Raw genomic sequence first — 13,603 nt, forward strand, 5'->3', positions numbered from 1 at the left:
AATCGCGCGGAGTGTCGGAGGGCCGTTCGATGGGGATTCAGGGAGTCATAGTGATTACTCTCGCTGTTTACCGCCGAACGCCACCACCGGTGACGGCGTTGGGCGGGAAGAGACGAGAGTACTCACTATCAGTCGGGACTCGATTAGTTCTGGCCGGGGGCGTTGCCTGAGTTCCCGGGCGCGCCGCCCGAGTTGCCGTTTCCGTTGCCCGAACTGCTGGACGACCCGCCGCCGGCTTCGGACTCGTCATCCTCGGCTTCCTCGTTCTCGGCCTCCTCGTCTTCGGTCTCTGCCTCTTCGGACTCGACTTCGTCGTCTCCGTCCTCGTCCTCATCCGCGGCCTGGGGTCCGCCGTCGCGGCCGCGGTCGTCGGTCTCGTTTTCGGTGTCGTCGTCGGGACCGGCCTGACCGGAGCGACCCGGCGCGTCGCCGGACCGACCGGGAGCGTCTGCGGCGTTACCCGCGCCGCCGCTCCGCGCGCTCTCGGACTGTCCCGGTGCGTCGCCGGAGCGGCCGGGCGCGTCGGCAGCCTGCCCAGGGGCGTTGCCGGAGTTGCCCGGGGCATCGTCGGCCGCTTCGGGCGTTTCGGTCTCGTTTTCGGCCGTCTCGTTCTCGCTGTTGTCGTCCTGCCCGGGGGCGTTGCCTGAGTTCCCGGGCGCTTCGTCGGCGTTACCGGGGTTGTTGCCGGTGACGAAGTCCGAGATGATCTGTCCCGGCGGGCCGTCGAAGCCGGCCGACTGGAGCGCGCTCACGAACCCGGCGACGGCCTGGCCGAAGGGCCCCTGCTGGGCGAACTCGACGGTCAGCCGCTCCGTGGTCGTCGCGGTCTCGTTCTCCGCGCTGGCGGTCACGGTGATCGTGACATTCTCCTGCGGGAGCGGGAGGGCGACCTCGCCGTCGGCGTCGGTCGCGTACGTGCCCGTGCCCGAGTAGTCGCCGTCGGCCTCGATCTCGACGGTGGCGTTCTCGACCGCGTCGTCGCCGTGCGTGACGCGCACGAAGACGCCGTCGTCGTTCTGGACCGCCGAGACTTCGAGCTTCGCGTAGCCGGCGAGCTCGGACGTCGTCTCGGCGCTCGCACCTTCGACGCTCGCGGTCACCGTCACCTGCTGGGTATCTTCGGGCTGGTCCAGCGTGACGGTGCCGTTGGCGTCGGTGGCGTAGGTCCCCGCCTCGGAGTAGTTCTCCTCGCCGGTGACGTTCACGGTGGCGCCCTCGACGACCTCGCCGTACTGGGTGACCGTCACGGTCGCCGTGCCGTCGTCGCTCTGTTCGACGGCGACGTCAAGGGACTCGGAGAGCGGCACCAACTCGACGCTCGCGCTCGCGTTCGCGCCGTTGGCGCTCGCTTCGACGGTCACCGAAACCGTCTCGTTCGGGTTCGGCAGGGCGACCTCGCCGTCGGCGTCGGTCTCGTAGCTCCCGTTCCCGTCGTAGGCCGTCTCGGAACTGACCGCGACGGTCGCGTTCTCGATCGCCTGGTCGTACTGCGTGACGGTTATCGTCGCCGTGCCGTCGTCGTTCTGCGCCGCGGAGACGGCGAGTGCGTCCTCGCGGGGGCGCAGTTCGACCTGCTGGCTCGCGTTGACGCCGTCGCTGGAGGCGTTGATCGTCACGGTGACTGTCTCGGCCGGCTCGGGGAGCACGACGGTGCCGTCGGCGGCTGTCGTGTACGTCCCGTTGCCCGCGTACGCGCTTTCCCCTGTGACTTCGACTGTCGCGTTCTCGACTGCGCTCTCGTTTGCGGTCACGGTGACGACTGCCTCGCCCGTCTCGGGGCGCTGGTCGACGTCGACCGCGAGTCCGGTCGCCGCGCTCGCGGCCGACGGGACGACGGCCATCCCGAGGACCACGAACGCCGCGACGAGTGCGAACGTGCTGCGGTTCATTGCACTCGGCCGTTACACCGTATCCATCATAAACCGGGAACTCGCTCAGCCCGTCTTCCCGCCGATTTAGCCCGATTTAGCCCGATTTAACGGTCTTTGGACTCGGTTCGGCGGGCTGGCCCAGCGAGCGGAGTGCTGAGGCTATGGTGTGGGATGGTAATAATCGAGAGCGGTGCGCTCGCTTGGGCGAGCGCGTCGCTCTCGGTGTGTGATGAGTGTAGTATGAGTGGTGAGGCGGCGAGTCAGTGTTCCCAGAGGATCGCTCACTCCAGTACTTGCTGACACGCTGGCAGGCTTAACTTCCGTGTTCGGGATGGGTACGGGTGTTTCCCTGCCGCTCTGGCCGCCTTCAAGCCGACTGATGGAATCGAACCATCTTGAACTGCTCGGTATCGAACAGTTCGTCGACCACTGTCGGTGGCGTCTCGCTGATCGGTCCGATGGATTCGACCGTGTGTAGTGCGCGCAATCCAGTTACCGCCTGAACCCGCTCGCACGGTGGTTCGTGAGCGTCTCACGTACCAGTCGTGTTGCGGTTCTGTCTGACACTCAAGTCTCGATATGAGTGTGGCTTTGGACTGTTAGTGCTCGCGGGCTCACACCTCGTTGCCTCGGTGCGTACACCCCGAGTCTATCGAACTCGTCTTCTACGAGTGTCCTCGGTGGTACCTCTTTTTGAGGTGGGTTTCGAGCTTAGATGCGTTCAGCTCTTACCCCGTGGTGCGTGGCTGCTCGGCATCTGCCCTCTCGGACAACCGATACACCAGCGGCACCCAGTCGTAGTTCCTCTCGTACTATACGACCGTTCCTCGCAGGTACCAATACACCCCCAATAGATAGCAGCCGACCTGTCTCACGACGGTCTAAACCCAGCTCACGACCTCCTTTAATAGGCGAACAACCTCACCCTTGCCTGCTTCTGCACAGGCAGGATGGAGGGAACCGACATCGAGGTAGCAAGCCACCCGGTCGATATGTGCTCTTGCGGGTGACGACTCTGTTATCCCTAAGGTAGCTTTTCTGTCATCAACGGGCCCCATCCAGGAGCCTCGTTGGTTCGCTAGACCACGCTTTCGCGTCAGCGATCCTCGTTGGGAAGATCACTGTCAGACTTCCGTTTGCTCTTGCGCTCTTCTCCGGGTTTCCGACCCGGATGAGGAAATCTTTGGGCGCGCTCGATATCTTTTCGAGCGCGTACCGCCCCAGTCAAACTGCCCGGCTACCGGTGTCCTCCGCCAGGAGTGAGGGTCGCAGTCACTAACGGGTAGTATTTCAGGAGTGTCTCGGTGGCCCGCTAGCGCGGGTACCTGTGTAATGACTCCTACCTATCCTGCACGTTAGCGACCACGTCCCAGCGACAGCCTGCAGTAAAGCTCTATAGGGTCTTCGCTTCCCCTTGGGGGTCTCCAGACTCCGCACTGGAACGTACAGTTCACCGGGCCCAGCGTTGGGACAGTGACGCTCTCGTTGATCCATTCATGCAAGCCGCTACTGAAGCGGCAAGGTACTACGCTACCTTAAGAGGGTCATAGTTACCCCCGCCGTTGACGGGTCCTTCGTCCTCTTGTACGAGGTGTTCAGATACCCGCACTGGGCAGGATTCAGTGACCGTACGAGTCCTTGCGGATTTGCGGTCACCTATGTTGTTACTACACAGTCGGAGCGTCCGAGTCACTGCGACCTGCTCGATGAAAAGCAGGCATCCCTTCTTCCGAAGGTACGGGACTAACTTGCCGAATTCCCTAACGCCGGTTGGTCCCGACAGGCCTTGGCTTTCGCTGCCTGAGCACCTGTGTCGGATCTCGGTACGGTCACCGTGCGCCTTTTCACGGGCTCTCGGTACCAGCGACTTGCGCTGTCTCGCGATTCGATCGCTTCTTGCCGTTACGGCGTCCACGATCTTCCACGATTCGACGGGGCGAAGGCCCCGCTCGCTGTTTCCCAAAGCGTCGGCGTGATGCACGGTGGCACTGGAATATTAACCAGTTTGCCAATTGTCCTAGTCGAGTTACGGTAGGACTTAGGACCGGCTAACCCTCGGCTGAGTGGCAGTGCCGAGGAACCCTTGCTCGTTAGGCCGTCGGGGTTCGCACCCGACTCTCGCTGCTACTGTGACCAGGATTTTCGTTACTAATCGGTCCACGCGAGCTCTCGCCCGAGCTTCCGCCCGATCAGTACGCCAAGCCTACTAAGTCGCCCTGTGATGGGCGTTGCCAGGTCTCGGTGGTGGATTTGAGCCCCGATCATTTTGGGCGCCTCGAACCTCGGCCGGTAAGCTGTTACGCTTTTCTTAGAGGGTAGCTGCTTCTAAGCTCACCTCCCGGCTGTTTAGGGCTCGAGACCACCTTCGGTTGCACTTAATCCACACTTGGGGACCTTAACCCGGCTCTGGGTTGTCTCCCTCACGGACCACAGGCTTACCCCGCAGTCCGGATTCCCGACGTCTACGGCGTCTGCAAGTTCGGAGTTCGACAGGATGGCCGACTCCTCTCGGAGGCGGGTCATCCAATCGGTCGCTCTACCTCGCAGACTACCTCGGTCGAGGTCATGCTTCGACATGTTTCGGCTGGAACCAGCTGTTGCCGAGTTCGATGGGCCTTTCACCCCTACGCACGGGTCACGAGAGGGTATTGTAGGACACCAACTCTTGCAGGCCTCCACGCAGCTTTCGCCACGCTTCACCTTGCCCGCGCGTAGATCACTCGGTTTCGGGTAGCATCACTATGACTCCCCGCGCTTGAACACGGTGGCCCTGGCACAAAGTGCTGCGGCCATATCGGTTTCCCTGCGCCTGCCTGGATGATCCAGTTAGGCTTGCCATAGGGATGCACTCCCTGGGTCGTTTTTCAAAACGCACGACGTGACACCGGCTTCCTCAGGTTTCTACTGGTGGGTCGCCCCACGGTCGTTTTCTTGAGGACCTTTTGTGCCGCGTCGTTCTATCACTGACTGAGTTCAGGCCCTATTGCACCGCCCTGTTCGGGGTGCTTTTCAGCGTTCGCTCACGCTACTTGTTCGCTATCGGTCTCGAGGAGTGTTTAGTCTTCGCAGTTGATGCCTGCGATGTTCACGAGGAATATCCAATCCTCGCTACTCTGGAGCTGACCCAGAGACTCGCTCTCACGATACGGGGCTGTCACCCTGTATCGCACTCCGTTCCAGGAGATTTCTCGTGAGAGCGTGTCTCATTATGGTCAGTCCGAACACCACATTGCCCGTGAGGGCTTCGGTTTGGACTGTGTCGTGTTCACTCGCGGTTACTAGCGACATCGCGGTTGCTTTTTGTTCCTGCTCCTACTGAGATGTTTCAATTCGGAGCGTTCCCCATTGCGCGAGGCAATTGCGGTGGGGATTCCCATTCGGAGATCCCGAGTTCTTAGTCTCCGTGCGACTCCCTCGGGCTTTTCGCAGCTTGGCACGTCCGTCGTCGGCTCTCGAGCCGAGCCATCCACCAGCCAGTACAGTAGCCAACGGTATTGAGTGTCGTTGGAACCAGTCTCGCCTGGGTAGGCGAGACCGTCTGTTAGGTGCCTATCGTAGTGATAGGCGGTGTGTCTGTCTTCCGACAGACGGACTGTCCGTAGTGGACAGTATACTGGTACAGTGATCTGTGACGTCCACGAGCCGTTCGTGTGAACGGGTTCAGTGGGCGTCTGGATTGCGCGCGTACACACGGTCGTCATTGCACGTCCGGTGGCGGCCGGAGCGTGCGTCGAACCCTTCCCATCCGCGCTTTCACGGGATGGTGCATCAGTTCGTTGGGATCTCATCCTCGCGCTGTCTCCCACTTAAGGGATGTGTTTCGCGATGATGAGCGCCCAAGTATGGACCCGCTGGGATTTGAACCCAGGGCGTCCTCCTTGCAAAGGAGGTGCTCTACCGCTGAGCTACGGGCCCTGTTAGCCTTGGTGGTTCTAAGGTGCCTGTCCGGTCGATCTGGTACACGATCCACGCGATGAGTGAAAGTGAGCCAGGCGCGTCGGCCTGGTCTCGGTCTGTAGGAGGTGATCCAGCCGCAGATTCCCCTACGGCTACCTTGTTACGACTTAAGCCCCCTTGCGAAGCCCAGATTCGACCATCGTGAGATGGCCTCATCCGGACCTCACTCGGGTGCTTTGACGGGCGGTGTGTGCAAGGAGCAGGGACGTATTCGCCGCCTTCTTGTGAAAGGCGACTACTACCGAATCCAGCTTCGTGAGGGCGAGTTTCAGCCCTCAATCCGAACTACGACCAAGTTTCGGAGATTAGCGTCCTCTTTCGAGGTTGCAACCCATTGTCTTGGCCATTGTAGCCCGCGTGTAGCCCAGCTCATTCGGGGCATACTGACCTACCGTTGCCCGTTCCTTCCTCCAGTTTGGCACTGGCAGTCCTCCTAATGTACCCAGCCAGTCGAGACTGCTGCTGGCAATTAGGAGTGCGGGTCTCGCTCGTTGCCTGACTTAACAGGACGCCTCACGGTACGAGCTGACGGCGGCCATGCACCTCCTCTCTACAGCGTCGTGGCGAGGTCATCAACCTGACCGTCATCACTGTAGTCGGAGCTGGTGAGATGTCCGGCGTTGAGTCCAATTAAACCGCAGGCTCCTCCGGTTGTAGTGCTCCCCCGCCAATTCCTTTAAGTTTCATCCTTGCAGACGTACTTCCCAGGCGGTTCGCTTCTCGGCTTCCCTACGGCACAGCACTGGCGCGTAGCCAGTGCCACACCTAGCGAACATCGTTTACGGCTAGGACTACCCGGGTATCTAATCCGGTTCGAGACCCTAGCTTTCGTCCCTCACCGTCGGATCCGTCTTCTCGAGGTGCTTTCGCCATCGGTGGTCCGTCCGGGATTACGGGATTTCACTCCTACCCCGGACGTACCCCTCGAGCCTTCCGGTCCCAAGCCTCGGAGTTTCCGCCGGACGCCCACGCGTTGGGCGCGTGGATTTCCCGACGGACTTTCGAGGCCGGCTACGGACGCTTTAGGCCCAATAAGATCGGCCATCACTTGGACTGCCGGTATTACCGCGGCGGCTGGCACCGGTCTTGCCCAGTCCTTGTTCCAGCACCACCCTACGGTGCTGAAAAGCGAGGACGATATGCCCTCGCACTCGGAGTCCCCTTATCGCACTTGCGTGCAGTGTAAAGGTTTCGCGCCTGCTGCGCCCCGTAGGGCCCGGAATCTTGTCTCAGATTCCGTCTCCGGGCTCTTGCTCTCACAACCCGTACCGATTATGGGCACGGTGGGCCGTTACCCCACCGTCTACCTAATCGGCCGCAGCCACATCCTCTAGCACCGTAGTGTTTGCAGCTCTCGGCATTCCAGCGTGAGAGCGGTATCACGGGTTAGCCTCAGTTTCCCGAGGTTGTCCGTGTCTAGAGGGTAGTTTGGCCACGTGTTACTGAGCTATTTGCCGCGAGTCTGAACTCGCGCGACTAGCATGGCTAAATCGGACTCCGATAGCAATGGCCTCCGGCAGGATCAACCGGAATGGGTCTCTCCCCGTGTGGGGAGAGGGGTGTGGCGGGATTTCCCATCAGAAGATGGGAGAATCACCATATATCATTGCGTGGTCCGTGTGGTTCGGATCGACCAGACAGGTGTCACCGAACCACCAAGGCTAACATCAGATCCCATCTGTACGGCGGACCGCAGGGGTGGAATCCTCATATCGTGTCCGACTCAAGCGAAACGGCGGATGGGTATAAACCCGTTGGATCCGTTTCGCCCCACGGCGCGATGGTCCGCGGCGGTCGGAAAGCGAGCGCGAGCGGAGTTCAACCGCCCGCAGTCGCGTTGTGTTCTTCGCATTACCGTCTGATGCGAGGGTCGTACTTAACCCCGTTGATTCCGAACGATCTCCGAAAATTCCTGTGAGATATGTGTGATCGTCTAACACCGCGGCCGAACGACGACATCGAGTGACCGTTCGCCCACCCGTGTCCGGGCGCGAGTCACGCGTGCTCGCGCACGATGATGAAGAGAATTCGGTCGTCCCGTTCTTTATAACGGGGGCCTTTATAAGGGAGGGCAGAGATAATAAAAACAGAGCATGAGTTCGCCGGCAGATTCAATCGAGATTCAGAACGTTGTCGCATCGACCGGAATCGGCCAGGAGCTCGACCTCGAAGCGCTCGCGGAGGACCTCCCCGGAGCCGACTTCAATCCGGACAACTTCCCCGGGCTCGTCTACCGGACCCAAGAGCCGAAGGCCGCCGCGCTCATCTTCCGCTCGGGCAAGATCGTCTGCACGGGCGCAAAGAGCATCGACGACGTCCACGAGGCCCTCGGCATCATCTTCGAGAAGCTCCGCGGACTGCAGATCCCCGTCGACGAGGACCCCGAGATCACGGTCCAGAACATCGTCTCCAGCGCGGACCTCGGCCACAACCTCAACCTCAACGCGCTCGCGATCGGGCTCGGTCTCGAAGACGTCGAGTACGAGCCCGAGCAGTTCCCCGGGCTCGTCTACCGGATGGACGAACCCGAGGTCGTCATCCTCCTGTTCGGATCCGGTAAGATCGTCATCACGGGCGGCAAGCGGACCGACGACGCCGAGACCGCGGTCGAAGAGATCGTAAAGCGGATCGACGACCTGGGCCTGCTCGGATAGGATTACCGTGACCAATCGGACGTTCCAGCGAGGTGTGAGAGTGTGACCCAACGGGAGGGTGTCGCGCCGCCGAACCGATGACCGCGCGGGAGGATATCGCGTTCCTGGCCGGCTCGGAACTCCGCGTGGAGGCGCTGTTCGCGCTCCGCTCGGAGACAGCCACGCCGACGGAGTTGGCCGAGCGCTGCTCGTGCGCACGCGAGACTGCCCAACGGACCATCTCGGCGTTCGTCGACCGCGGGTGGGCCGAGAAGGTCTCGACGGCCGAGGGCTATCGCCTGACGCGCGCCGGCGGACTCGTCGCGAGCGGCTACGAGGACTTCGAGAGGTGCGTTGCGGTCTCGAAGGAGTACCGCGAGTTCCTGGTCCACCTCAGCGGCGTCGACCCGGACCTGAGCTGCCGTGAGCTCGACGCGCTCACCCTCACGCGGGCGACCACCCAGAACCCCCACGCGCCGATCAATCGGTTCCGAGACGTCGTCGGCGACGAGCCGGTCGAGGAGTTTTTCGGGATCACGCCGATCGTGAGCCGGATGTTCAACGAGGCCGCGGCGCGGGTCATCGGCCCCGACACCCGGATCGACCTTGTGATCGACGAGAGCGTCCTCACCGCCTCCGCCTCGGAGTTTCCCGAGGCGCTCGAACGCGCCGAACGGCTCGATCAGTTCACGCTCTACGTCTCGCCTGAGACGCTGGAGTTCGGGCTGATGCTCGTCGACGGTCACGCCTACCTCGGCGCCTACGACGACGGGACCCTCGTCGCGAGCGTCGACGGTCGGACCGACGCCTTCCGAGAGTGGGCGGCCGACACCTTCGAGCGGATCCGCGAGCAGTCAAAGGCGAGATTGTAGGGCTTCTGAAGCTCAGAATCCAGGGCCGACGAGATCGGCCGAGACAGACCGAGGCGAGGACCTCACTCGTCGATGTCTTCGAGCAGGACTTCCTTGACGACTTCGGGATCTTCGAGCAGCTGGTGTTTCGTGTAGCTGCCCTCGGCGCTCCCGCCGCTGTGTTTGGACTGTTCGATGATGTCGAGGAAGGCGTGTTCCTTGAGCAGATCGCGCACCCGGCGCAGTGAGAGCGTGTCGGAGCCCTGGCCGTCGCAGATGTTCTCGTAGACCTCGTAGACGCGACTCGTGCGGAAGCCCTCCTGCCGCTCGCTCGACAGCGAGAGGATGGCCAGCGCCTGGAGGACGTACCGGGAGTGCGGCGTCGAGCCGCGGATGAGCTCCCTGAAGCGGTCGGTCTCGGCGCGCTCGCGCGCCTGGGTGACGAACTCTTCGCGGACGGTCTGGGCGCCCTCGGACTGTGCGATCTCGCCCGCATAGCGGAGGATGTCGATCGCCTTGCGGGCGTCGCCGTGCTCCCGCGCCGCCAACGCCGCCGCGCGCGGGATCGTCGAGGGGTCGAGGACGTCGTCGCGGAAGGCGTCCGACCGCGCGTCCATAATGTTCCGGAGTTGGTTCGCGTCGTAGGGCGGAAAGACGAACTCCCGCTCGCAGAGGCTGGATTTGACCCGCTCGTCCATCCGGTCTTTGTACTGGATCTTGTTGCTGATCCCGATCACGCCGAGCTTGCACTGCTCGATCTTGCCGGCCTCGCCCGCTCGCGAGAGTTGCATCAGGATGTCGTCGTCCGAGAGCTTGTCGATCTCGTCGAGGATGATCAACACGACGTCGTACTGCGCGTCGAGGATTCGCCAGAGCCGCTTGTAGTAGGTCGACGTGCTGAGGCCCTTGTCGGGGACTTTGATCCCCGTCGCCCCCGATTCGTTGACGCTGTCGGCGATGGTCTGGACCGCCTGCGTCTCGGTGGTGTCCTGGGCGCAGTCGACGTAGGCGAACGTCGCCTCGACGTCCTCCTCGCCGGCGGTGTCGACGAGGCGCTGGGAGACGTACTTCGCACACAGGGATTTCCCCGTCCCGGTCTTCCCGTAGATGAGGACGTTGCTGGGGCTCTGTCCGAAGATCGCGGGATTGACCGCGGCCGCCAGATCCGAGATCTCGTCGTCGCGGCCGACGATCCGACCCTCACCGGGGAGGTGATTGATCTCCAGGAGTTCCTTGTTGGCGAAGATGGGGTCCTCCCGAGTGAAGAGGTCGTCGCTGGTGTTCGGCATACCGTAGGACACCGGGTTTCCGATGAAATGCGTTGTTATTCGGAACGGGCGTCGTCGCCGACGACACACACACCGCGTTTCCGGTGAATGGGCGAAAAGGGGCGTGGAGATCCACTCGAAAGCCCGATCTGTTTCACCGGAAACGTGGTGTGCTCGGAACAGCGAACGGTGGCGACGGTCGAAAGCAACGGTGAGATCACGACACTCGTCGGATCCGGACACGACCCGGGATTTCACCGCATTTTCACCACGCGGCAGCGGGATCGGTTCAGGTGGTGAATCGGAGACAAAAGCGACTCACTAGCGTGCGACTGGAGTCAGCGGTAGGTACGAAACGCCCCTACTTATTTGTTGCTTTCTAAAGGTCGGAATATTTACGCCGGCGACGGATATCAGCCCATTACCAGCCCATTTCACCGGAAACGTGGTGTGTCTCCCGATGACGGTGTTCCAGTATTCGCGGTTTTGCACCCACTAGCGATCGCTTCGCGTTCACCAGAATCACCGATAGCCGAACGGGCGCAGTTTCATCGGAAATCCGGTGTCACCGCCACGGATCTCGCCCTCAGTTTCACCGGAAACGAGGTGTACGGCCTCTGAATGCCGCCGGCGGCGGCCGCAACATCCGCACCCATTTCACCGGAAACGTGGTGTGGGTTCCAGTGACGTCCGGGAAGGTCCGCCGGGGGTTCCCGTTGGCAGCCGCGGGGGAGTTCGCGCTGGCGACTCCCCTATTTCGCTCCCGCCCAATCGTATCGCACACCGACCCAGTCGCAAACCGTTTCCCGGTCGGGACCGTTCCGTGAGACGATGACGGACGACGACGGGACGGCCGGACCGGAGCCATCGGATCCGGATGGCGTCCCAGAGACGGCCGGATCGGCCGCGGACTCCCTCGTGGACGCCGACACGAACGCCGGGGGCGATCAGGGGACCGAGCGCGGCTCCGCCGAAATCCGGGCGGCCGACGGCGTGGATCTGGAGCAGTTCCGCGACGCCTTGGAGGCCGAAGGCCGTCCCCTCGCGAGCGCCTCGGCCGTCGCACGGCGGCTCGGTCTCTCCCAGGCCGACGCGGCCGAGGGACTGGACGCGCTGGTCGAAGACGGCGAGGTCGAGCGCGTGAACGTCGAGACCGATCCCGTCGTCTACTACCCGAGCGAGTGGGATCGGCTGGCCGAGCGCGAGCGCATCATCCTCTTTCCCGAACGCCGCGAGATCGTCGTCGACCAACCGACCCAGTACACGCGAGCGCGCCTCTCGCAGTTCGCGCACCTGGTCGACTCCACCGGCGAGCGCGAGCGGACGACCGTCGACCGCGAGACCGACACCCGCGGCTACATCTACGAGATCCGCCAGGAGGACGTCTGGCAGGCGCCCTTCGACGACGTCGAGGACCTGCTCTCGCTGGTCCGGTCGGTCCTGCCGCGGCGCTCGCCGCAGCTCGAAGACTGGATCGCCTCGCAGTGGAAGCGGGCCAACCGATTCCGGCTCTACACCCACGAGGACGGCTACGTCGTCCTCGAAGCCGCCTCCGAGAGCCTGATGGGCAACGTCGCGCGCCAGAAGCTCGACGACGAGCAGTTGGTCGCGCCCATCTCCGACACCGAGAGCTGGGTCCGCGAGGGGAAGGAGGCCCAGATCAAGCGGGTCCTCTACGAGGCGGGCTACCCGGTCGAGGACGACCGCGACCTCGACACCGGCGATCCCCTGGACGTCGACCTGACGGTCGAGCTACGCGACTACCAGCGCGACTGGGTCGACCGCTTCCTCGACCAGCGCGCCGGCGTGCTCGTCGGGCCGTCGGGCGCCGGAAAGACCGTGACCGCGATCGGCGTCCTCGCCGAGATCGGCGGCGAGTCGCTGATTCTGGTCCCCTCCCGGGAGCTCGCGGGCCAGTGGCGCGAGGAACTCCTCCGGCACACGACCCTCAGCGAGGACCAGATCGGCGAGTACCACGGCGGCCAAAAGGAGATCCGGCCGGTCACGATCGCGACCTACCAGACCGCCGGGATGGACCGCCACCGCTCGCTGTTCGACTCCCGCGGGTGGGGGCTCGTCGTCTACGACGAGGTCCACCACATCCCCTCGCGGATCTACCGCCGGAGCGCCGACCTCCAGGCCAAACACCGGCTCGGGCTCTCGGCGACGCCCGTGCGCGAAGACGACAAGGAAAAAGAGATCTTCACGCTCATCGGCTCGCCGATCGGGACCGACTGGTCGCGGCTCTTCGAGGCGGGCTACGTTCAGGAGCCGGAAGTCCAGATCCGCTATCTCCCCTGGAGCGACGAGTTCGCCCGCAACGAGTGGGCGAGCGCCGAGGGCCGCGACAGGCACCGCATCGCGGCGGAGAACCCAGAGAAGATCGAAGAGACGCGCCGCCTGCTCGATGCTCACTCCGACGCGAAGACGCTCGTGTTCGTCGATTGGCTGGACCAGGGCGAGCGGATTTCCGAGGCGCTCGACGTCCCGTTCGTCAGCGGGGAGATGGCCCATTACCGCCGCGAGCGCGTTTTCGAGGCCTTCCGCGAGGGCGACCGTCGCGTCCTCGTGGTCTCGCGCGTCGGTGACGAGGGCATCGATCTCCCGAACGCGGAGGTCGCGATCGTCGCCTCGGGACTCGGCGGCTCGCGTCGCCAGGGCGCCCAGCGCGCGGGGCGGACGATGCGTCCCGCGGGCGGCTCGACGGTGTACGTGCTGGCCACCCGCGGGACCTCCGAGGAGGACTTCGCCCAGCGGCAGATGCGACACCTCGCGGAGAAGGGCGTCCGCGTGACCGAACGCGACCGGAGCGAGACTGAACGAGACCAGAGCGAAACCGAACCCGATCGGAGCGAAACCGAACGCGATCGGAACGGCGACGGTACCGATCACGACGGCGCGGACGCGGCGGAGACCGAACCGTCCGAAGGGGAGACCGAGAACGACACGGTCTCGCCGGAAACGTCGTTGGACACGACCGGCGGAGCATAGACGGAACCGACCGAAGATGGGACGGACACTCT

General features: G+C 63.2%; 5 protein-coding genes, 1 tRNA gene and 3 rRNA genes. 3 read left to right on the forward strand and 6 right to left on the reverse strand.

What is annotated here, in order from left to right; translation table 11 throughout:
- Positions 1-143: 143 nt before the first annotated feature.
- The 5 genes from OS889_RS09575 to OS889_RS09595 form a co-directional block, all read right to left on the reverse strand.
- The gene (locus OS889_RS09575; protein WP_372389415.1) at positions 144-1,889 is read right to left on the reverse strand and encodes a hypothetical protein; all 1,746 of its coding nucleotides are present in this window, start codon (positions 1,887-1,889) and stop codon (positions 144-146) included.
- Between the two features lie 229 nt (positions 1,890-2,118).
- Positions 2,119-2,240, reverse strand: a 5S ribosomal RNA gene (gene rrf, locus OS889_RS09580).
- A 211-nt stretch (positions 2,241-2,451) separates the two neighbouring features.
- A 23S ribosomal RNA gene (locus tag OS889_RS09585) occupies positions 2,452-5,365 on the reverse strand.
- A gap of 349 nt (positions 5,366-5,714) precedes the next feature.
- Positions 5,715-5,786 (reverse strand) — tRNA-Ala (locus tag OS889_RS09590).
- A gap of 102 nt (positions 5,787-5,888) precedes the next feature.
- Positions 5,889-7,361, reverse strand: a 16S ribosomal RNA gene (locus tag OS889_RS09595).
- Together the 16S, 23S and 5S rRNA genes with 1 tRNA gene alongside form the textbook arrangement of a ribosomal RNA operon.
- Before the next feature lie 560 nt (positions 7,362-7,921).
- Between OS889_RS09595 and OS889_RS09600 the strand changes: the two genes are divergently transcribed.
- Positions 7,922-8,482 carry a TATA-box-binding protein gene (locus OS889_RS09600; protein ID WP_372389416.1) on the forward strand — a complete coding sequence of 187 codons (561 nt, stop codon included), beginning with the start codon at positions 7,922-7,924 and terminating at the stop codon, positions 8,480-8,482.
- Positions 8,483-8,559: 77 nt separating this feature from the next.
- Positions 8,560-9,333, forward strand: coding sequence for a helix-turn-helix transcriptional regulator (locus OS889_RS09605; RefSeq protein ID WP_372389419.1), 774 nt, complete (start codon positions 8,560-8,562; stop codon positions 9,331-9,333).
- Positions 9,334-9,395: 62 nt separating this feature from the next.
- Here the strand turns inward: OS889_RS09605 and OS889_RS09610 are convergent, their stop codons facing one another.
- On the reverse strand, positions 9,396-10,601 hold the full coding sequence (locus OS889_RS09610; RefSeq protein ID WP_372389421.1) for a Cdc6/Cdc18 family protein: 1,206 nt from the start codon (positions 10,599-10,601) through the stop codon (positions 9,396-9,398).
- An 810-nt stretch (positions 10,602-11,411) separates the two neighbouring features.
- On the opposite strand from OS889_RS09610, the gene OS889_RS09615 reads away from it, so the two are divergent.
- A complete protein-coding gene (locus OS889_RS09615) occupies positions 11,412-13,571 on the forward strand; it encodes a DEAD/DEAH box helicase (RefSeq protein ID WP_372389423.1) in 2,160 nt (719 codons plus the stop codon).
- The last annotated feature ends 32 nt before the right edge of the window (positions 13,572-13,603 follow it).

This window comes from Halobellus sp. MBLA0158, from assembly GCF_041477585.1.
GTDB lineage: Archaea > Halobacteriota > Halobacteria > Halobacteriales > Haloferacaceae > Haloquadratum > Haloquadratum rubicundus.